Source organism: Streptococcus thermophilus, assembly GCF_010120595.1.
Classification (GTDB): domain Bacteria; phylum Bacillota; class Bacilli; order Lactobacillales; family Streptococcaceae; genus Streptococcus; species Streptococcus thermophilus.
Map to the genome: position 1 here is coordinate 851,135 of NZ_CP038020.1, position 19,090 is coordinate 870,224.

The window sequence follows — 19,090 nt, forward strand, 5'->3', positions numbered from 1 at the left end:
ACGAATTGATTTTGAATGATAAGCCTTCCGTTCCATTCCTTATTTTGATTTCGTTGTATACCCCTACTCACCTAAGAGTAATGAAAAGAGATATTTTTAACATTAAAACGAGTTCAGTCGAACTCGTTTTTTTATACACTATATTTCAATAAATGTTTAATTTGTTCTACGTTTCCATCAGGTCCATAGGCATTAGGGTATCTGTTTAGTTTACTAATAGCATCAAGGTCTCCTTAGTGGTGGGTTAGTAAGCTATCTCGAATTTCTTCGATAAATGCTTGAATAATTGTAGATTGTTTTTGTTTATTGTTGGTTACAAAACCCAAAGTGTGCTTGGGACTATCCTTAAGTGGGATTAGGACAATCTGGTCCTTGATAAAACTGTTGACAATACCAAGGCCAGAAGCATAACTATCAGAGGAACATAGCAGATTCATGACACTGCCTCGGTCATTACTGTAGATAACTTGCTGGTCAGGCAGGACTTCTAGCGGATCCTCGGTGAGATGAATTCCAGAGCTTTCCTGACGAAAACGGACTTGTGGATATCCCTCTAAATCCTTGAGATTTAGAGATTTTTTCTTGGCTAAGGGATGTTGACGTCCCAAGAAAATCTTGGTTTCAAAGTCTCCAAGTGGGGTGAAAGTCAAATCCATGTGTTTGAAACTGCGCTCTAGGATGTGGACGTTATCTTCATCGAGATAAATAATCCCCAAGTCACTTTCGAAACTCTCTACGCTCTTGAGAATCTTTCTAGTTGTTGTTTCGATTAATTGAAATTCTTGATAATCACTACGGAAACGTTTGGCAATATGAGCCATGGGAAGTGACAAAAAATCATAGTGGTGACTGGCAATGGTGAACGATTTCTTAAAGGACTTGTGATAGCGTCCTTCTAGTAGATCCAGCTCCCCAAGGATACGTTTGGCGTATTTTAGAAAATCATGGCCATCATCAGTCAGTTTGGCTCCCGTATTGGAGCGCTCAAAGAGTAGAACTCCCAGTTCTTCCTCTAAATCACGAATGGATGCTGAAAGATTAGGTTGGCTCAAAAAGAGCTTCTTAGCAGCCTTACTAAATGATTCTGTTTCAGAGATAGTCTGAACATAGCGACATTGTTGAAAATTCATAAGAAACCCCTTTTTAAAATATGATTGTGACCTATATTATAACAAAATGAGAAGTCTAATATCAGTAAAATCCTGATAGGAATAGATGAAGACCTGATATGAAATTTTTATAAAGTCAGATCTTATAGGAGTACTGATGGAATGCTGTATAAAGTGTCAGTTGCTAAGACGTCTAATGGCTTCCAATTTTTTAGAACGAATGAGGCAGAGTACTATGGTAATCAATAGTAACCAGAAATACCAGATACTTGTAGCTGGAGCAGCCTGTGTCGCTTGGGACAGAAGGAAACTAGTAAAAATAACCAAAAAGTGCAGAACAATAGTCCATCAGAGGATGCCAGTACGTAGATAAATAGCGGAAAAGAATATACCGATAGCTGAGGCATAGTAAACTTGAACAAGGGTTGCGGTCTAAAGGTTGGTGGGTGAGATTTTCTAGACGAGCCAATCCAAAAAATCAGGATGATAAGAAGACGACTTCTAACACATGTTTTGGAGATCTAATCCCATTTTGGAAGGCGAGTTTAAGGGGGAGAGTACTTTTTAAAGGGAGAGGGAAAGAAAATAAAGCAGTACCTGCAAATAGATCTATCAGAAGGCGGACTAAATCTTTTCTTAACAGGTGGTATGTTTTGAGAGTAGCTATTTTAGCTGATACTCTTCTAGAAAATAGTATTTTGTACGCAGTGTGACGATTTGCACAAAAGCTAGAGGGAAAGCTTTTTAGATTGACTGACTATCAATCACAAGATACTCTTTGATAGAAACCATTTTGTACCAACACGGTTTTGCGTTTGTTGGTATTGAACTGCACCTAGGGAAATTGTGGTTCAATGTTAGTAAATAAGGATTTTGGATGGTGATTATCCAAATCTAAAAATTGTTTTATCTTGTTATTGACTAAAGGAAGTAAGTCCTTGATGAGAATTAGGAACTAGAGGGTAAGAAGCATATTGGAATGGTGTTTTAGAGATGGAATTTGACTAGATGTTTGTGAGAGCATCTGTCTATGCTACATTGACTATTTTCAATGGTCGTGTGGGATAGAGACTGTTTTCGAGTTTTAATTTCAGGGTAGATTGGGGATTTACCTCTAGAAATTGAAAAGAGTTCAAATGGATTGATCGGCACTTGTATCTTAAAGTAGGTAATACACCTATGAACCTATGTTTCCATACAGCAGGGAGCAAGTTTTAATTTGAATAGGGGATGCATCTAGAGAAATCTAGATGCTTTTTTTCATTTTATGACATTTTTTGCGAATACGTAATAGAGTGTATAAAGGAGGGAGTCATGTTAATCGCTAAAAATCAGAAAGGGCTCTTGGTTTCGGCTCTTGAAAATGGGTTGAATCGTGAGGAAACTTATAGGTGCCCTGGCTGTCAAGGAATTGTATTGTTGAGACAGGGAAAGGTGATATGCCCGCATTTTGCCCATAAATCTTTGCAGGATTGTCAGTTTTTCTCAGAAAATGAATCGGCCCAACATTTATCCCTAAAAGCCACTGTGTATCAATCCCTGGACAATCATGGTGAAAGAGTTTGTATTGAAAAGGTTCTGCCTGAGTTAGGTCAGATTGCGGATTTATTCGTTGGAGATTCCTTAGCCTTGGAAGTCCAGTGTTCTCGTTTATCACAGAAACGTTTAAGAGAGCGGACTTTAGCTTACCATCAAATAGGTTACGAGGTACGATGGCTTTTGGGGCAAGAACTGTGGTTGGGACAGCGTTTAACAGATCTACAGCGTGATTTTCTTTATTTTACAACTAAGATAGGTTTCCACCTCTGGGAACTTGATTGGGAGAGGGAAGAGATTAGACTTAAGTATCTCATCTATGAGGATATTTTTGGGAGAGTTTATTACTTAACTAAGACCTGGTCTTTAATAGAAAATCTCATGACCATATTACGTTTTCCTTATCAGGCCAGAAAGGTGGAGACTTATCAAGTGACTCAGCGAAAGAAAGTCTCACATGTTATTCAACGGGAATTAATGGGGAAAAATCCAAGATGGATGAGAAGGCAGGAGGAGGCTTATCTTAAGGGGATGAATTTGTTAAGTTTGTCCGATCAGGATTTTTTTCCACAAGTGCGGTTTCCTGAGTCTAAGCATGGATTTGTCCAAATTAGATTATCTATTGATGGTTTTGAAAAGCTTTTCATGCAGTATTATCGAAAAAGGGATTTTTCTTACAAGCAAACCCTGTGCCCTCCCAACTTTTATGCTAAAATAGTAGATTATAGACACAATTAAGGAGAATATTATGTCAGACAATCGTTGTCATTTAGAAGAAAAATATACATGGGATTTGACCACCATTTTTGCGACAGACGCTGATTGGGAGACTGAATATGAAAGCATTGTTCAGGATTTGAAGAAGGCTAGTTCCTTTGCTGGTCACCTCTTGGACTCAGCCAAGAATTTGCTTGAAGCAACAGAACTTTATATGAGTTTGATGCGTCGTTTGGAAAAAATCTACGTTTATGCGTCAATGAAAAATGACCAAGATACAACGGTAGGTCTTTACCAAGAGTACAATGCCAAAGCCTCAAACCTATACTCACAGTTGAGTGAAGCCTTTGCCTACTTTGAGCCTGAGTTTATGGCTTTGGAATCTGAAAAATTAGTATCCTTCAAAGAACAAGAGCCAGGTCTTGGACTTTATGACCACTATTTCGAACGTCTTTTGGCAAACAAAGACCACGTTCTTTCTCAAGAAGCAGAAGAACTCTTGGCAGCAGCTGGTGATATTTTTAACGGTCCAACGGATACCTTCAACGTCTTGGATAATGCTGATATCCTCTTTCCATGGGTATCGGATGGTCAAGGGGATGTGATTGAGTTGACACATGGTAACTTTATCACCCTCATGGAATCTAAGAATCGTGAAGTCCGTAAGGGAGCCTATGAAGCTATGTATAGAACTTATGAGCAGTTCCAACATACCTATGCACAAACACTTCAAGGCGTTGTCAAGGTTCACAATTATATGGCTAAAGTTCGTCACTATAATTCGGCACGTCATGCAGCACTTGCAGCTAACTTTATTCCAGAAAGTGTTTACGACTCACTCTTAGAATCAGTGAATAAGCATTTGCCACTTTTGCACCGTTACCTTGATTTGCGTAAGAAGGTGTTGGAACTTGATAAGCTTAAGATGTATGATGTTTATGCACCACTTTCTGAGACAGAGACTGCTCTTACTTATGAAGAAGCCCTCAAGAAAGCAGAGGAAGTCTTGGCTATCTTTGGTGAGGAGTATAGTAAAGGGGTTCATGCAGCCTTTACGGAACGTTGGATTGATGTCCACCCTAACAAAGGGAAACGTTCAGGTGCCTACTCAGGTGGTGCCTATGATACCAATGCTTTCATGCTTTTGAACTGGCAAGACACTTTGGACAATCTCTTTACCTTGGTTCACGAGACTGGCCACAGTTTGCATTCAACTTTCACACGTCAGACACAACCATATGTTTACGGAGATTACCCAATCTTCTTGGCTGAAATTGCGTCTACAACTAATGAAAATATCTTGACAGAAACACTTCTTAAAGAAGTTAACGATGATAAGACACGTTTTGCTATCCTTAACCACTATTTAGATGGATTTAAGGGAACCGTCTTCCGTCAAACGCAATTTGCCGAGTTTGAGCATGCTATCCATGAAGCGGATGCATCGGGTCAAATCTTGACAGCAGACTTCATGAATAAGCTTTATGCAGACCTCAATGAGAAATACTATAACCTTAAAGCTGAAGATAACTATGAAATTCAGTTTGAGTGGGAACGTATTCCGCATTTCTACATGAATTACTATGTTTATCAATATGCTACAGGATTTGCAGCAGCAAGCTACTTGGCAGAAAAGATTGTTCACGGTAATGAAGAAGATAAAGAAGCTTACCTTACGTACCTTAAGGCAGGTAGCTCAGACTATCCTTTGGAAGTCATCAAGAAAGCTGGTGTTGACATGACCAACACTGACTACTTGGATGCAGCTTTCAAGGTTTTCGAAGACCGCTTAGTTGAATTGGAAGCCTTGGTTGAAAAAGGTGTTCATCTTTCTTAAAAAGAAGTCAGTATACTATATTGAGAGAATCATTCTGGAAAAGAGTGGTTCTTTTTTAGGTTTAAGAGTGGCTGTCTTAAATGTAGGTTTTTACAATTTATTGACTGGGAATGTCAAAAAAGATGTTTCTATTAATCTAAATCTCTAGCACTCGCTAGGGATTTTTTATATAATAAAACACATGGTTAAATCATATAGTAAAAATGCAAATCACAACATGCGTCGTCCTATAGTAAACAAGGATATCGTGGACTACATGCGAACGCATCTTAAGGAGAGTACAGGGCACTTGGCTGAACTGGAGGTCTTTGCTCGTAAGGAGAATATTCCGATTATCCAACACGAGGTTGTTGCATATTTCCGATTTTTGTTGCAGACCTTACAGCCTAAGAAAATTCTTGAGGTAGGAACAGCTATTGGTTTTTCAGCCCTTCTTATGGCTGAATATGCACCTGATGCTCAGATTACGACAGTTGATCGTAATGAAGAAATGATTGGCTTTGCCAAGGAAAATCTAGCTAAGTATGACAGTCGCAAACAAATTACCTTGGTCGAAGGAGATGCTGCCGAGGTATTGCAAGACTTAGACATAGATTATGATTTTGTCTTTATGGACTCAGCCAAGTCTAAATATATCGTCTTTCTGCCTGAAATCTTAAAACGTCTTACAGTTGGTGGTGTCATTGTCTTTGATGATATTTTCCAAGGTGGGGATATTGCCAAAGACATCATGGAGGTTCGTCGTGGTCAGCGAACTATCTATCGTGGCTTGCATCGCCTTTTTGATGCGACTTTAGATAACCCTGATTTGACTGCTAGTTTGATACCTATGAGTGATGGACTTCTTATGATTCGGAAAAACTCTGAAAATGTTATTTTGCCAGATTAAGCATTATTTAAGTAAGTGTGGTATAATAATGGAGATTTTGACAATTTAAGGAGTAGATAAAATGGCTAAAGAAAATGAAAACCTTGAGTCAACAGAAGAAACTGTTGAAGAGGTTGTAGCAGATGAAGATACAGAACAAGAGCAACTTGATCGTCAAAAAGAAGAAGAGGAAAGCATTGCCCTCGCCAGTGAAAAAGCGAAAGAAAAAGCTAAACGTGCTAAAACTAAGAAAACTCGTGATGCTGTTAAAACAAGTTCAGGTGCTCCCTTCCTCCGAGGTCTTGCCCTTGTAGCTGTTTCAGCCCTTGTTGGTGCTGGTGCTATGTATATTTCTCTGGGAAACAAAACGACTGAAGAAACAATCTTAGTATCTATGAAAGGTGATACTGTTACTGTTGGGGATGTCTTTAATTCACTTAAAGGTAGTAACCAAACACAACAAAGTGTTTTGAGTGCAACGTTGCAAAAGGTCCTTGAAAAAGAATACGGTAGCAAGGTCAGCAAAGAAGATGTTGATAAAGCCTATAAACAAGCTTCAGAACAATACGGAGACCAATTTTCACAAGTGCTTGCAGCCTATGGTCAGACAGAAGAGTCATACCGTACTCAAATCCGTACACAGAAATTGGTTGAGTACGCTGTTAACCAAGCTGCACAAAAAGATTTGACGGAAGCAAATTACAAGGCTGCTTATGATAATTACACACCAAATACAGAGGTGCAAGTAGTTTCAACTACTGATAAAGCTGTGGCAGATAAAGTAGCCTCTGAAGCTAAAGCAGAAGGAGCAGACTTCTCGAAAGTTGCTAAGGATAACAGCTTGAAAGTAACTTCTAAGACAGTTAACTCGGCTTCTCAAGACTTCCCAACAGATGTTTTGACAGCGGCTTTCAAGCAAGATGCTAATGCCGTTTCTGATGTAGTGACTGTTTCAAATAGCTCAACTGGTGCTGCAACTTACTACGTCGTCAAAACTGTTTCAAAATCTGAGAAAAATGCAGATTGGAAAAACTATAAAGATGATTTGACTAAGGTTATCATCAATGGTAAGAAAGCTGATACTAATTTCACTAACTCAGTAATTGCCAAGGTTCTTAAAAAATACAATGTTAAGGTTGTAGATAAATCCTTTAGTGCAATTCTTGACCAGTATGTGACTGGTTCTGGAGCTTCATCAAGTTCAACATCAAGCTCTAGCAAATAAATCATAAGATAAAGTTGATAATGTTGTGTATGTGTCCTGAATTGGGAGAATTTGATAAATAACATTAAGAGAACGTGAAAAGCGTTCTCTTTGTTTTTTCTCATACTAACTCTCGGAGGTTCAATTATGAAATCAAATCAGAAAAAATTATGTGCTAAACAAAGACAATCAAGAAATATGGTTATTGTGTCATTGATGAATGATACAGGATGGTCACGTGAAAAAGTAGTTGAATCTTTGAAGGAACTTGAAGAGTATAACTTGATTAAGTTTCCTGAACAAGGTGGTATGATGCTGAAAGTTGGGGAGGTAAGGTAATGGCTTACGGTAGAATTTCTTTAGAGCAGGCTTTGAATAGTGAAAACTTTTACAGACTCCCTAAAGTCGTTATTAAGAGCAAATATTATCGCAAATTAAAAGCAGAAGCAAAATTATTGTTTATGCTTTGTAGAGACCGTCTAAGTGCTTCGCTAGATAGCACTAGAAAAGGTGATTATCGGTTTGTAGATGATGTAGGAGATGTTTTTATTTACTACGCCATAGATGAACTGGCTGAAGACCTTGGTTGCGGTAGAGCAAAAGTTATTAGATTAAAAAAAGAGCTTATAAAATTTGGTCTGATTGATGAAGTTAGACAAGGTCTAAGTAAAGCTAATCGTATTTATGTTAAGAACGTTGTTACTGACATAGAAATGCTTAATATGGATTTTGAAGAAGCTCAAACCCTCTTAAACCCAGTAAAATCAACTGAAGTTCCAAAATCGAACTTCAAGAAATCTCAAAATCGAACTTCAAGAAGTTCCAAAGAAACACTTCAAGAAGTACCAAAATCGCACTCAACTTATATTAAAGAGAGTGAGATTAAAGAGAGTAATAATAAAGTCAGTCATTTTGATGACGATGAGGAGATAGATTCTCAAATTTTTGAAGAAGAAAAAATACCTTCTGTTATTTCAAGAAAAGTTGATAAAGCTACCAAGTATGACCGTGAGTATATCTATAGCTTGGTACATGACCAGTTGCTAAAAGAGAATTTCTCTCAAACGTCTGCTGACTATGCGATGATTCATTTTGATGACCGCTACAAGTACGCTTTAGAAAATATGAGGTTTGCTCATTCTTCTGAGGTAATTGCTGAATATGTTTTTAATGGCATATTAGCTGAAGTAAATCAGTCGATGCGTAAGGAACAGAATAAAGACATAGTCTAATTATTCTTTTTAGGTATAACATTATTTGACCCGAGCAAGTCGTAAAACTACTTGCTGACCATTGACAATTGAATACCCCCTCTGCCCTGATACAGCGTGACTATGAGATACAAAATTGGGGGCGGAGTGTAAAACTAGTTATCTAGTCTCAGTCACAAGTTGCATTGTTCGCAGGTTTGCCGTTATGACCATAAACGGTGCGTATGAAACACGGATATAACCAAAAGGAGGTTATACAGCATGGGTGTAAATCAACCTAAATTTATTCGAGAAGGAGAAAAGAATGAATAAATTTGAAAACCAAGCAAACAATGATGTTTGCATTAGAGACTTAAAACAGTTAGGACGTGAAGGTGGTGCTCAAGTCTATCTTGATACAGGTGAGATACTGAAACTAAAACCAAAGTATGGAACTGTTTCAAGAAGAGCTTATGTTGCAGGTAAAGCTATGACTGTAGAACTGAAGATTGAATACAAAGACGTTTATCCAGCAATTCGCACAATTGAAAGAAATGGAATTTTAATTGCGAGAAGATGTCGCTATGGAATGCTCAACAGACTTAAGCTAACAGGAACAGGTTATCACCGCACATGGAAAAGAAAGTTAGGAGGTAATACATGACGGATTGGAAAAATGGGAATGGTTGGAGCTTTGAAGACCAACAAGAACGAAACCACACCAACCGTCACCCGACAAAAGACAATAATGAACCTGTTCGTTTCAAGGTAGTTGAACATATTGCCACACTATCAAGCAATGAAGCAGGATGGCGAAAGGAACTCAATAGAGTTTCTTGGAATGATGCTGAGCCAAAATATGATATTCGGTCATGGAAAAATGACCATTCACGAGTTGGCAAAGGTGTCACACTTTTCAAGGACGAGATGAAAGTCCTTGCAGATGCAATTAAACAAATCAATCTAAACAAAAATCAGAAAGAGGATTAAAATTATGGATACAGCAGTTAGTGTTTTTAGAATTGTTCAAGTAATAGTTGGGATTACAGGTCTTGTATGGGTTCTTACAGGAGCTATTGACTTTTTTGGTGGTCGTAACAATAACGACTCTATGCGCCAAGAAAAAGGTGGCAACTCAATGGTCAACGGTGGAGCAGTAGGCGTGATTGGCGCTGCTGTCTGCCAAGCTATCATTACAATGCTTCAAAGTATTTCTGTATAAGTCGAAAGGAGCTAGAGTGAATGGATAATATCACAAATTCTCTAGCTGAATATAGTTCAACAGTCAATCAGTATGCGGATAAAATTGGAAATGCGTTGTTACCAGTAGCATCTATCTTGATTCTAACCTTCTTTCTCTTTGATATTTTGTCATGGAATCGCAGGTTAGGACAAGAAGGTGGTAGCTTGACCATTCAGCTTTGGATGGAAGTAGCGCTAGGCTATGTGATAGCTTTTATCTTGGTTTACAACTTTTCAGAAATTTTCGATTTTATCGTCTTGGTATTTAACAAGGGAATAGCTCTTGTCAATGGTGTTCTGCCAAAGAACACATTCAAATCAGATGTAGATACTTCAGGAATCAGCGGTTGGATAATGAAGCAGATAGTAAAATTGGTTGGTTGGGCAACTGAATTTGTTGCTAATGTAAGTACAAAGATTTTAGTCTTTATGAGATTCTTTCAAATGTATATTTTGAAAGCAGTTGGTCCACTCATTATAGCTTTCTTCATGTCAGAACAAACAAGGCAAATTGCAATTAACTTTTTCAAGCTCTTTGCATCTTACGCTTTACAAGGCTTGCTTCTAGTCATTATTGTCAAGCTCTATCCTGCTCTGGTTACGGATGATATGCTTAAGGCTGGTGAGGGAGATTGGGTGACAGCTTTTGCATCAATTGCGAAAAGTATTGTTTATATCATTGCGCTCTTTGGTAGCCAACGATTGGCAAAAACTCTCTTAAATGCCATGTAAAAGCACGTAAAATTTGGTAAAATAGATATATTGGGAGGTGAGATTATGTCAGAAACCAAGTATCATTTTAGACGAGAAGGGAATCACTTTAAGCTGTCATCGTCTCAAAATCGTTCAGAACAAGCTGAAAGACCTACGCCTGTTCAGCCAATAGCTCCTAAGCGAGTAAAACGCTCAATTTGGTCTAGAATTGGTTCGTTCTTTGGGATTCTTTTTTCAGGATTTGTGATGATTTTAGGTTTCTTGATAGCGACTCCCTTTTTCCTCTTAAGCGTTCTTTGGAACTGGGTAATTATGTTTATTGGTCTGTCTATATTTTGGGTTTTATCTTTCTTTGCGTTTCATGCGTTTGTTTTAGATAGTGTAGAAGCAGGGAATCCATTTGAATCAGGTTGGACAGTATTTATTATCCTTATGATTGCCTTGCTAGGTGCTATTTTATCTACGATAGCTCAAATAAGAGAATAACCAAAACTGAATATGTTGAACAGACACTTTGCCTTGCAAGGTGTTTTTATTGTAGCTAGGAAGAGGTTGTATGAACAAACTAGGAAGCGAGTTCCTAAAGGAGTTTGACAACTATGAAAGACCGATAGCTTTTGGGATGACCAAACGGCTATTAGTGATGATGGTTGGCATCGGGATAGTGGTCAGCATCACTATCACCATTTCCTTAATGGGACTCTCGGAAATTTTCATGTACCTTGTGGCGCTTCTCATTGCCCCGCCCTTTGTTATTTATGGGCTAGGTTTTGATGAATCGTTCAAAGATAAGGTACTGTTTAATCTCAAAGTCCAAAAACGGGCTTATATTACTGAATTTGAGGAAGGAGAGGAGTTCACGACTGATGATTTTAAATCTTGGAAGAAAATCAAAGAAACTGACGAAAGCTGAAAAGGAACGTAAAGCACGGCTGAAACGCTCCTTGAAAGCTTCAACTCAGAATACAATTAAATACAATAGCCTATTTGAAAATGGGCTGATGCATATTGCAAAAAATGAATGGTCACGAACCTACCGCTTGGGAGACGTGGCTTATCTTTCAGCCAATCAGGATGAAAAGATTGACGTGATTGACACACACGCCGAAGCGCTCAACTCACTAGATGCAGGGACGACTTTTCAGCTCTTAGTTATCAATCGCAGGATTGAAGACAATGCCGTTGACCAAATCAAATATGATGAAGTGGGTGACGGCTTTGATAATTTTCGTAAGGAATACAATGAGATGATTGAAAGCCGTTTTTCAAGTGATTCAAAGAATTTTCAAGTTGAAAAATATGTCACCTTAAAGACAGAAGCCTACAATCGAGGGCAGGCAGATGCTAACCTGAGTGAATTAGGCAACTCCCTTGAAAATCAATACTCTCAGATGGATATTGCTTTTGAGGAAATGGATGGGAAGGCACGGCTAGATGTGTTTGCGGAGCTACTTCTAGGGAAGCACAAACTCCCGTACACTTTCCGAGATATAGCCTTGTCTGAATTGCATACCAAAGATTTTATCGCCCCTAACAGGCTTCATTTTTTGGAAAATCGTTTCCGTATCAATGAAGGGGTCGCTAAGGTCATGTATGCCCGAAACTTCCCAACCTTCCTGACTGACCGCATGATTAAGAACTTAACGGATATTGGCGTTGAATTGGCTATCACGGTTCAAGCTGAACCTTATGAACCTTCAGGCTTCATGAAGAAGATTAACAACGCTGACACCACCATCAAGGCTGAGATGGTTAAGGCACAACGTTCAGGGGCACAGGAAGGGATTGACCAAGAATTGGCGGTTAGTGGTCGAGCACGTGAGGTCTCTGAATCTACGAGACGGTGGAAGGAAGAGATTGACGACAATGACCAAAAAGCCTTTTCAGGGCTGATTGCCATTTATTTTAAGGCTGAAGATGAAGAGGAGCTGAAAAGTATCACGGATAAAATTCAGATCGCTTCCCGTAAGGTGGGCGTAGATTTTCAAGAATGTTATTACTATCAGGAGGAGGGACTAAACACCATCCTTCCTATCGGTCATACCTTCTTAAATGTCAAACGTCGTTTTGTCCGTGATATGACCACAGCCAACCTTGCAACTCAAGTTCCCTTTACTAACGTTGACCTCAAATCAGAAAGTGAACGGGCGCTATACTACGGACAAAATCAACTGTCTAACAACGTTATTACCGTTGATCGTAAGGCTGACCTGAACACAGGGTCAGGCGTGGTACTTGGGTCTTCAGGGTCAGGGAAATCTGTTACCGTGAAGACTATGGAAATTATACCAACCTTCCTGAAGAACCCTGAAGACCGTATCATCATTGTTGACCCTGAAGATGAATACTCTGATATTGGGCGAGAATTTGGGGCGCAGTTGGTGGATATTTTCATCGGGTCTAAGTCTCATTTGAATCTGATGGACTTGCCTGATATGAGTCAGCTGAAAGATGAAGATGATGACCCTATTGGGGATAAGTCGAACTTGCTGATGGGGTTGTTTGAGTCAATTCTTGACGAAGTGGGAGATATTCAATACACGATTATTGACCGTGTGACTCGTGAAACTTACAAACGCTTTGAAGGAGTTGATAGAACCCCAACCCTCAAGGATTGGCATGATATTCTTCAGGAGCAAGAAGAACCTGAAGCACATGAGCTAGCCCTGAAGTCAGAAATCTATGCCAAAGGGTCACAGAATATTTTTGCGCACGAAACAAACGTAGATATTACTGACCGCTTTGTGGTCTTCAATCTGAAGCGCTTATCAGGAAAACTCAAACCCTTTGCCATGATGGTTATTCAAGACTATATTTGGAATCAGGTTGTCGCTTCACAAGGGAAGTTGACCACTCGTATCTACTTTGACGAGGTTCAACTGTTCTTCAAGGAAGAAGCACAGGCAATCTTCTTTACAGAACTTTATTCTCGGGTTCGTAAATATGGAGCGATTGCAACAGCCATCACTCAAAATATTGAAACCCTGATGAATAAAGAAGAAGGGCGAAAGTTGGTCTCAAATAGTGAATTTATGATTCTTCTGAAGCATAAGAAATCAGACCTTGTGGCTCTCTCAAAAGCAATCACGTTAACACCAACCTTAACTCGGTATATTGAAAAGCCAAAATCGAAAGGAACAGGGCTGATTGTAGCCGGTCAAGTTGTTGTGCCATTTGAAAATCCGATTCCAAAGCATACAAGACTGTTTGAGCTTGTGGCAACGGATGCTTAGGAGGTGACTGCGTTGTCGAAACAAACCAGACGAGACCTCCGAGAAGCCAAACGTGAATACAAGGAAGCCAAGTCTGAACTCAAGACAACGAAAAACAGCTATAAGCAGGTTGAAAAGAGGGAAGCACGGCTTCTGAACCCCAAAACGGATGCTGAAAAGCGTTATTTGGGACAGAAAACAAAGGCAAGACGGACGGTCGCTAGTAAAGAACTTGAAACTCTAAAAGAGAATAAGAAGAGCGCTAAATCCAAAAAGCGCCAAGCGATTCAACGAAACGGAGGGACAAACCTCCAAAAAGTCGGACGAGTTGCGCATCATCAGGCTTCTCAAGCCGTGGATTCTGCTTTTCAGGATAATGACGTTTTAGAAGATATTGCTTCAGCCCGTCAGAATATTCGCAGAACACACGCTGAAGTGAGACAAGCTAAGAAGTTGGGCAATTATACCGTCAAGATTGGAAAGGGTGCAACACGGGGCATATACGGGGCAGGAAACCGCACCTATAACCTTTCCCGTGGTCGAGGATTTACAAGAACCCCAGTCGCCAATCGATGGGAAACCAAAGTCAAAACCAAGTATGACCGCTTACGGATGCGCTGGCGTACCTCAAAAGCGGGTAAAACTGCAAGCGTCACTAAAAAAGTTGGGGCAAAAGTGGCTAAACCAGTCCTGACAGTGCTGAAAAATCCCTTATCAGCCAAAGCCTATCTCATCATGTTTCTTGGGTTCTTCCTCATCGCCCTTCTTGGGGCTATTACAGGTGGCGGAAGTTCTACCGTTTCCCAAAATGAATTTGACTTGACGGATAGTTGGACGTATTTATCTAAGATTGACCGTGAGAAATCAACGGACAAGGTGGATTATTGGACGGATATTGATTCTATCATGATGTTTATGGGATATAAGCATGAGGCTTATAAGCTAGATGAACATTACAACTTGAAAAATAAAAATCCTTATGAGCCAATACACACTTATAGGGAACTCTTATCGACTATTTGGGATGGTCTGAATAAGGATAAAGACGACTTAAAGAGTATGGCAGATCTCTACAAAAACAGCAAGAATCCTTACATCAAACTCAATCAATCTGAGATAAAAGATTATGAAGAGATTTTAGAACAAGCCCGAAATGTTGGCTATTATGTCACTTATAATGATTTGGATAATCCTTTTTCTAATCAGGTGAACGAGGAAAAATTAGATCCTATCAAGGTAACGAAGCGCTTTGGCTATGTCTCAAAAAATAAGATGTACAATGGCTCCATCTTACAGGCTAACAAAGGAGCTACCTTGTACGCTGTTATGGATGGCAAAGTCACGGTTAAAGGGACTGATGTCACCATCAAGACCAAGGATGCGGAGTTCACTTATAAGAAGGTGGCAAGACTCCGCATTGTGAATGGCGACCGGGTCAAGGCTGGAGATGAGATTGGAGCTGTAGACTCTGAAGAAGGTCAAGAAGTCTATTACTATAAGCTCAAAAATAAGAAGAAAAAAGAGTGGGCTTGGGTCAATGTCGGCTTCTATCTTCCTAAAGTAGAGTACACACAGACAACATCTGTTCTGAGTGATATGAATATTGAAGGGAATCTTGCTAAGAAAATCAACTCTATTTATCAGTATCTGAAGAAGCAAGATCCAGATGTTACTTTAAAGGGTACTGCAGCTGTTTTGGGGAATTTCTGGACGGAAAGCTCTATTACTTCTAAGAGAGCAGAAGGAGACTATCTAAGTCCTCCTGTCGGGGCCTCTGCTTCTTCATGGGATGATGAGGCTTGGCTTTCTATGGGTGGCTCGTCTATCTATAATAGCCGATACCCTAATATTCTTCATCGAGGTTTAGGGCTTGGACAGTGGACGGATACGGCTGACGGTTCTACTCGCCATACAGCTCTTTTAAACTTTGCCAAAAGTAAAGGGAAGAAGTGGTATGACTTAGAACTTCAGTTAGACTTTATGTTAAACGGAGATAGTCCTTACTATATCACGACCCTTAAGCAAATTTTGCATTCAAATGAAGATGTTGCAACTCTAACGCAGCGCTTTCTGGTACGTTGGGAAGGAAATGCAGGCGATAAGCTCAAAGAACGTCAAAATAACGCTCAACAAGTGCTTTCTTTCCTGAAGAATCCTTCGGGAACAACCAAGGGAGGCAGTTCAACTCTTCAAAGTTCCTGGGGATTTCCAGAAGAGTATCGCTCGAAATTAAAGAGCTTTCCTTCTTCAGCGACGGTATCGGCTTCTTTAGATGGCAATACTTATCCAGTCGGTCAGTGCACGTGGTACGTGTATAATCGCCTAGTAGAAGCTGGAGCGCCACATTACAATTGGTTAGGAAATGGTCAAGATTGGGTCAGAAATCTAGTAGCGAGAGGTTGGACGTTTAGCGATAAACCAGTAGCTGGTGCGGTCTGCTCAACTGCTGGAGGATTTGATTATACCTATCCTTTATATGGTCATGTATCTTATGTTGAGCATGTTAACGAGGATGGAACGTTTCTAGTATCAGAATGTAATGTGAGCGGTGTTCAAAATCAAATTCATTGGTCGGTTAAAACAAATGCAACCTACTATACATTTGCGATTCCGCCAAAATAAAGAAAAGATAGGAGAATTATGTTAGATCTAACCAAACTAAAATATTTAAAAATTGTAGGCTATATTTTAGCCATTGTTGTTGCGGCAGTTGTTGGATTTGGAATTGGCCAAAGTTTGAACAATCATTCTTCCTCTAAAGGGGAAACGAGAAAAACAGTCCAGACTACCAAGCAAGCGATTAGTCCAGATCAAGTGAAACAGTTTTTACTCAATTATTACACAAAGAAAGACTTGGGAGAAAATCGCAAACGGTATAAAGAGTATATGACAGATGCTCTTTACCAACAAACCGTCTCAACAGAAGATGAACCGCAAAATCAAACCTATAAAGGCTTTGTGGTTGATTTTAAGTTTAAGACAGCAGAAATCTATATTAACCAAGAGAGTCTTCAAGTGATTGCACAAGTCAACTATGTAAATACACAGCTAGATGAGAAGAAAAACTATGAGACAGCTCAAAAAGATGTCTTAAATAAAGCAACGTTGCGTTTGACCTATGTTCAACAGGACGGCAAACTGAAAGTCAATAAGATAGAGTCTATCATTTTAACTGATCAGACTGGAGACTATGGCATTTTAGATAGCAGTAAAAAAACAGAAGAAAGCAATACGAAAACAAATGCTTCCAAGTAAATAACCGAAAAGGAGAGAAAGAATGGTTAAAAAATCACAAAGCCAAGGGCTGAAAGCAAAAACAGAAAAATTGGAAAAAGAGCTTGATAAAGTACAATCTCAAAAAGCTCAATTGGTCACCAAGGAAAAAGAGCTGACTAAGCAACTGAAAGCCACCAAAGCTGAGTATATTGTCGCTTTGATGAGTGAATCAGGTAAATCTATTGAGGAGCTGGAACGCTTCGCAAAGGATAAGGCTGAAGATGCTACTGAGAATGGCGGTGACGGTCATGTTCCGAATTACTAATCTTCAAACCCGTCAACAAGAAACTTGTCCTAACCGAGATGAACTGTTATCAATTATCAACGAAAAATCCGTTTGGGCTGAAGATAGGCATGAGTCTTTCACTCTTCAGCTTGAACAAGTTGCTGAAGATGGCTCACTCTTGGACAATATGACTCTTACCCTTCCCCTTCAGGAGATTGTAGAAGAAGCCCTTTCCAACTTCGGATTGAAGCGTGAGAAAAAAGGCTTCTCCTTGCTTCAGCGTAAGCCACAGGCGAGCGTTTCCGCAGAAGAGGTCACACAAAAAACTGAAGATGAGCTTGTAGAGCCAATCTCAGCACCTCAGATTGAGAAGGAAGAAGCACCTGCTCCTAAAAAAGACCTGGTTAAGCCCACTGAAAAACCTAAAAAAGAAAAGAAGGCTCAAAAGGTTTCAAAACCAAAACAAGCAGTTGCACCAAAAGAACCAAAAACTCAAAAAGCTCCAGGAGGAAATATCCTCACAAGTGGGCTGATTTGGAAGGTGCTATCTCTGGGAGCTTTGGGAATGTCGGTCTTTGCTTTTAGCCTGGTACAGTCCCAAAATCAAAAACTTCAAAGCCTTGAAAATCGTTTGTCGATTGAAGCTGACCAGGGAAAAGTTGAAGTGGTCGGCAGGTTCTTCATTGCCAACTATTACTCAGGAAACTCAGACAATCTGTCAGACTTTTTGAGTAAGGACTTGAAGGCTGAAGGTGTAGAAGCTAAAAAAGCGACTCAGGTTCAATCATCCATCTATGAAACGGTGTCATCATCAAAAGATACTATCAAAGTAACTTTTGTCGTGACAACCAAGGGAGATGATGACAGCAACATTAAGACCGTTCGTCTTACGCTTCCCTTCAAGGAAGATAAAAAATCCAAGTATGGCTATGTCCTGGTTGGTCAGCCAAAATTTTCAAGTTTTGCTGAATAAACATAGTGATTTAAACAGCTATAAATATCATTATAAATATAAACATAATTATAAATAGGAGTATCAACATGAAAAAATGGACAAAACTTATCACTTTATCATCAGTAGCGGTGCTTGCTTCAGCCAGCCCTTTAACGGCATTTGCAGATGAAAACGCCCCTGTAACGTCTGATGTGCCTGCGGTTGTGACCACGCCTGAAGTGCCAACGGATACCTCTTCAGCGCCTTCAGATGATACCGTTGTTCCAACTGTTCCTGAAACCCCAACTGAAGCACCAAGCACACCTGAAGATAATACTGTTGTTCCTACTGACCCTAACGTGACTGTTCCATCTACAAGTGAGCCTGCGGAAACAACCCCTTCAACTGAAGTCACACCGCCATCAACTGAAGAGACCTCTCTTCCTTCGACTGAAGACAATTCAGCCAGTGAGCCATCTTCAACTGAAGCACCAGACCAGGATGCTGACACGACAACTGAACCAAAAACAAGTGAGCCTGCGGAAAACACCGTGACCGTTCCAACAATTGACGGTGGGTCAACGACTCTGACTCCTGATGTCACTGTTCCAACTAACAATCCTAATATTTCAGCTCAAACAGCAGTAGATGCAGGAGCTAGTCAAGTTGGTACAACTTCAACTGTCACAGGTCAAGTGGTCTCAAATGTAGCCCCATCAGCACCCGTTTATACAAACACAGGCTATCAGATTGTGGCAACACAAGATAGTCAAGTGATTGTTGCTTATTCAGATGGTTCAACAAGCACCCTTGCCCCTGAAGCAGTGGGAGGGACAGTTAATGCTGATAAGACCATCAGCATCACAGACCAATCAGGTGAAATGAAGACCTTGCCACACACGGGCGAGAAAGAAGAAGCGTTGATGACTCTTGCAGGGACAAGTATTCTTGCAGGACTGATGGCGTATTTCTTCAAGAAAAGAACACTTAAAAGCAACTAAGATATGACAGCGGTAGGTCAAAAT

Annotated in this window: 19 protein-coding genes; 18 read left to right on the forward strand and 1 reads right to left on the reverse strand. The window is 39.8% G+C overall.

Annotation, left to right across the window (positions count from 1 at the left end; all coding sequences use genetic code 11):
- Window positions 1-233: 233 nt before the first annotated feature.
- Window positions 234-1,130 (reverse strand): LysR family transcriptional regulator, encoded by an 897-nt coding sequence (locus E3C75_RS04515; protein ID WP_111679291.1) that lies wholly within the window; start codon window positions 1,128-1,130, stop codon window positions 234-236.
- Window positions 1,131-2,423: 1,293 nt separating this feature from the next.
- Here E3C75_RS04515 and E3C75_RS04520 point away from each other — a divergent pair.
- The 18 genes from E3C75_RS04520 to E3C75_RS04605 all read left to right on the forward strand — a co-directional run bounded on the left by E3C75_RS04520 (window position 2,424) and on the right by E3C75_RS04605 (window position 19,066).
- Window positions 2,424-3,383, forward strand: coding sequence for a competence protein CoiA (locus tag E3C75_RS04520; RefSeq protein WP_011680817.1), 960 nt, complete (start codon window positions 2,424-2,426; stop codon window positions 3,381-3,383).
- Window positions 3,384-3,393: 10 nt separating this feature from the next.
- On the forward strand, window positions 3,394-5,199 hold the full coding sequence (pepF, locus tag E3C75_RS04525; RefSeq protein ID WP_111679293.1) for an oligoendopeptidase F: 1,806 nt from the start codon (window positions 3,394-3,396) through the stop codon (window positions 5,197-5,199).
- 181 nt (window positions 5,200-5,380) lie between these two features.
- Window positions 5,381-6,088 carry an O-methyltransferase gene (locus tag E3C75_RS04530; protein ID WP_024704213.1) on the forward strand — a complete coding sequence of 236 codons (708 nt, stop codon included), beginning with the start codon at window positions 5,381-5,383 and terminating at the stop codon, window positions 6,086-6,088.
- A 61-nt stretch (window positions 6,089-6,149) separates the two neighbouring features.
- Window positions 6,150-7,292 (forward strand): peptidyl-prolyl cis-trans isomerase, encoded by a 1,143-nt coding sequence (locus E3C75_RS04535; protein WP_024704214.1) that lies wholly within the window; start codon window positions 6,150-6,152, stop codon window positions 7,290-7,292.
- Between the two features lie 126 nt (window positions 7,293-7,418).
- The gene (locus E3C75_RS04540) at window positions 7,419-7,610 is read left to right on the forward strand and encodes a hypothetical protein (RefSeq protein WP_111679297.1); all 192 of its coding nucleotides are present in this window, start codon (window positions 7,419-7,421) and stop codon (window positions 7,608-7,610) included.
- Complete coding sequence (locus tag E3C75_RS04545; protein WP_111679299.1) at window positions 7,610-8,503, forward strand: replication initiator protein A; 894 nt, start codon at window positions 7,610-7,612, stop codon at window positions 8,501-8,503. Before E3C75_RS04540 ends, E3C75_RS04545 begins: the two co-directional genes overlap by 1 nt.
- Before the next feature lie 283 nt (window positions 8,504-8,786).
- Window positions 8,787-9,125, forward strand: coding sequence for a hypothetical protein (locus tag E3C75_RS04550; protein ID WP_111679301.1), 339 nt, complete (start codon window positions 8,787-8,789; stop codon window positions 9,123-9,125).
- 116 nt (window positions 9,126-9,241) lie between these two features.
- Window positions 9,242-9,451, forward strand: a complete 210-nt coding sequence (locus E3C75_RS12120; RefSeq protein WP_308443140.1) for a YdbC family protein — start codon at window positions 9,242-9,244, stop codon at window positions 9,449-9,451.
- Between the two features lie 4 nt (window positions 9,452-9,455).
- Window positions 9,456-9,683 (forward strand): hypothetical protein, encoded by a 228-nt coding sequence (locus tag E3C75_RS04560; RefSeq protein WP_111679305.1) that lies wholly within the window; start codon window positions 9,456-9,458, stop codon window positions 9,681-9,683.
- Between the two features lie 20 nt (window positions 9,684-9,703).
- Complete coding sequence (locus E3C75_RS04565; RefSeq protein ID WP_111679307.1) at window positions 9,704-10,435, forward strand: type IV secretion system protein; 732 nt, start codon at window positions 9,704-9,706, stop codon at window positions 10,433-10,435.
- A gap of 45 nt (window positions 10,436-10,480) precedes the next feature.
- Window positions 10,481-10,903 carry a lactose transporter gene (locus E3C75_RS04570; protein WP_111679309.1) on the forward strand — a complete coding sequence of 141 codons (423 nt, stop codon included), beginning with the start codon at window positions 10,481-10,483 and terminating at the stop codon, window positions 10,901-10,903.
- Between the two features lie 70 nt (window positions 10,904-10,973).
- Window positions 10,974-11,330: a hypothetical protein gene (locus tag E3C75_RS11260; protein WP_024396463.1), complete on the forward strand. Its 357-nt coding sequence runs from the start codon at window positions 10,974-10,976 to the stop codon at window positions 11,328-11,330.
- A complete protein-coding gene (locus E3C75_RS04580) occupies window positions 11,284-13,650 on the forward strand; it encodes a VirB4-like conjugal transfer ATPase, CD1110 family (RefSeq protein WP_111679311.1) in 2,367 nt (788 codons plus the stop codon). The genes E3C75_RS11260 and E3C75_RS04580 overlap by 47 nt, the downstream gene beginning before the upstream one ends.
- A 3-nt stretch (window positions 13,651-13,653) precedes the next feature.
- Window positions 13,654-16,251: a phage tail tip lysozyme gene (locus E3C75_RS11110; RefSeq protein ID WP_231907521.1), complete on the forward strand. Its 2,598-nt coding sequence runs from the start codon at window positions 13,654-13,656 to the stop codon at window positions 16,249-16,251.
- Between the two features lie 18 nt (window positions 16,252-16,269).
- The gene (locus tag E3C75_RS04590; RefSeq protein WP_020997557.1) at window positions 16,270-16,884 is read left to right on the forward strand and encodes a hypothetical protein; all 615 of its coding nucleotides are present in this window, start codon (window positions 16,270-16,272) and stop codon (window positions 16,882-16,884) included.
- 22 nt (window positions 16,885-16,906) lie between these two features.
- Entirely contained in the window at window positions 16,907-17,170 is a 264-nt protein-coding gene (locus tag E3C75_RS04595; RefSeq protein WP_111679314.1) for a hypothetical protein, read from the forward strand.
- Window positions 17,127-18,104, forward strand: coding sequence for a hypothetical protein (locus E3C75_RS04600; RefSeq protein ID WP_223899729.1), 978 nt, complete (start codon window positions 17,127-17,129; stop codon window positions 18,102-18,104). Before E3C75_RS04595 ends, E3C75_RS04600 begins: the two co-directional genes overlap by 44 nt.
- Before the next feature lie 68 nt (window positions 18,105-18,172).
- Complete coding sequence (locus tag E3C75_RS04605) at window positions 18,173-19,066, forward strand: LPXTG cell wall anchor domain-containing protein (RefSeq protein ID WP_111679318.1); 894 nt, start codon at window positions 18,173-18,175, stop codon at window positions 19,064-19,066.
- Window positions 19,067-19,090 lie beyond the last annotated feature (24 nt).

Bases quoted from the DNA above. Each gene is read 5' to 3' on its own strand.
- E3C75_RS04605 (WP_111679318.1), top strand. From the start codon at position 18,173: ATGAAAAAATGGACAAAACTTATCACTTTATCATCAGTAGCGGTGCTT.
- E3C75_RS04530 (WP_024704213.1), top strand. From the start codon at position 5,381: ATGGTTAAATCATATAGTAAAAATGCAAATCACAACATGCGTCGTCCT.
- E3C75_RS11260 (WP_024396463.1), top strand. From the start codon at position 10,974: ATGAACAAACTAGGAAGCGAGTTCCTAAAGGAGTTTGACAACTATGAA.
- E3C75_RS04550 (WP_111679301.1), top strand. From the start codon at position 8,787: ATGAATAAATTTGAAAACCAAGCAAACAATGATGTTTGCATTAGAGAC.
- E3C75_RS04580 (WP_111679311.1), top strand. From the start codon at position 11,284: ATGATTTTAAATCTTGGAAGAAAATCAAAGAAACTGACGAAAGCTGAA.
- E3C75_RS04560 (WP_111679305.1), top strand. From the start codon at position 9,456: ATGGATACAGCAGTTAGTGTTTTTAGAATTGTTCAAGTAATAGTTGGG.
- E3C75_RS04570 (WP_111679309.1), top strand. From the start codon at position 10,481: ATGTCAGAAACCAAGTATCATTTTAGACGAGAAGGGAATCACTTTAAG.
- E3C75_RS04515 (WP_111679291.1), bottom strand. From the start codon at position 1,130: ATGAATTTTCAACAATGTCGCTATGTTCAGACTATCTCTGAAACAGAA.
- pepF (WP_111679293.1), top strand. From the start codon at position 3,394: ATGTCAGACAATCGTTGTCATTTAGAAGAAAAATATACATGGGATTTG.
- E3C75_RS04535 (WP_024704214.1), top strand. From the start codon at position 6,150: ATGGCTAAAGAAAATGAAAACCTTGAGTCAACAGAAGAAACTGTTGAA.
- E3C75_RS04545 (WP_111679299.1), top strand. From the start codon at position 7,610: ATGGCTTACGGTAGAATTTCTTTAGAGCAGGCTTTGAATAGTGAAAAC.
- E3C75_RS04600 (WP_223899729.1), top strand. From the start codon at position 17,127: ATGCTACTGAGAATGGCGGTGACGGTCATGTTCCGAATTACTAATCTT.
- E3C75_RS04540 (WP_111679297.1), top strand. From the start codon at position 7,419: ATGAAATCAAATCAGAAAAAATTATGTGCTAAACAAAGACAATCAAGA.
- E3C75_RS04590 (WP_020997557.1), top strand. From the start codon at position 16,270: ATGTTAGATCTAACCAAACTAAAATATTTAAAAATTGTAGGCTATATT.
- E3C75_RS04565 (WP_111679307.1), top strand. From the start codon at position 9,704: ATGGATAATATCACAAATTCTCTAGCTGAATATAGTTCAACAGTCAAT.
- E3C75_RS04595 (WP_111679314.1), top strand. From the start codon at position 16,907: ATGGTTAAAAAATCACAAAGCCAAGGGCTGAAAGCAAAAACAGAAAAA.
- E3C75_RS04520 (WP_011680817.1), top strand. From the start codon at position 2,424: ATGTTAATCGCTAAAAATCAGAAAGGGCTCTTGGTTTCGGCTCTTGAA.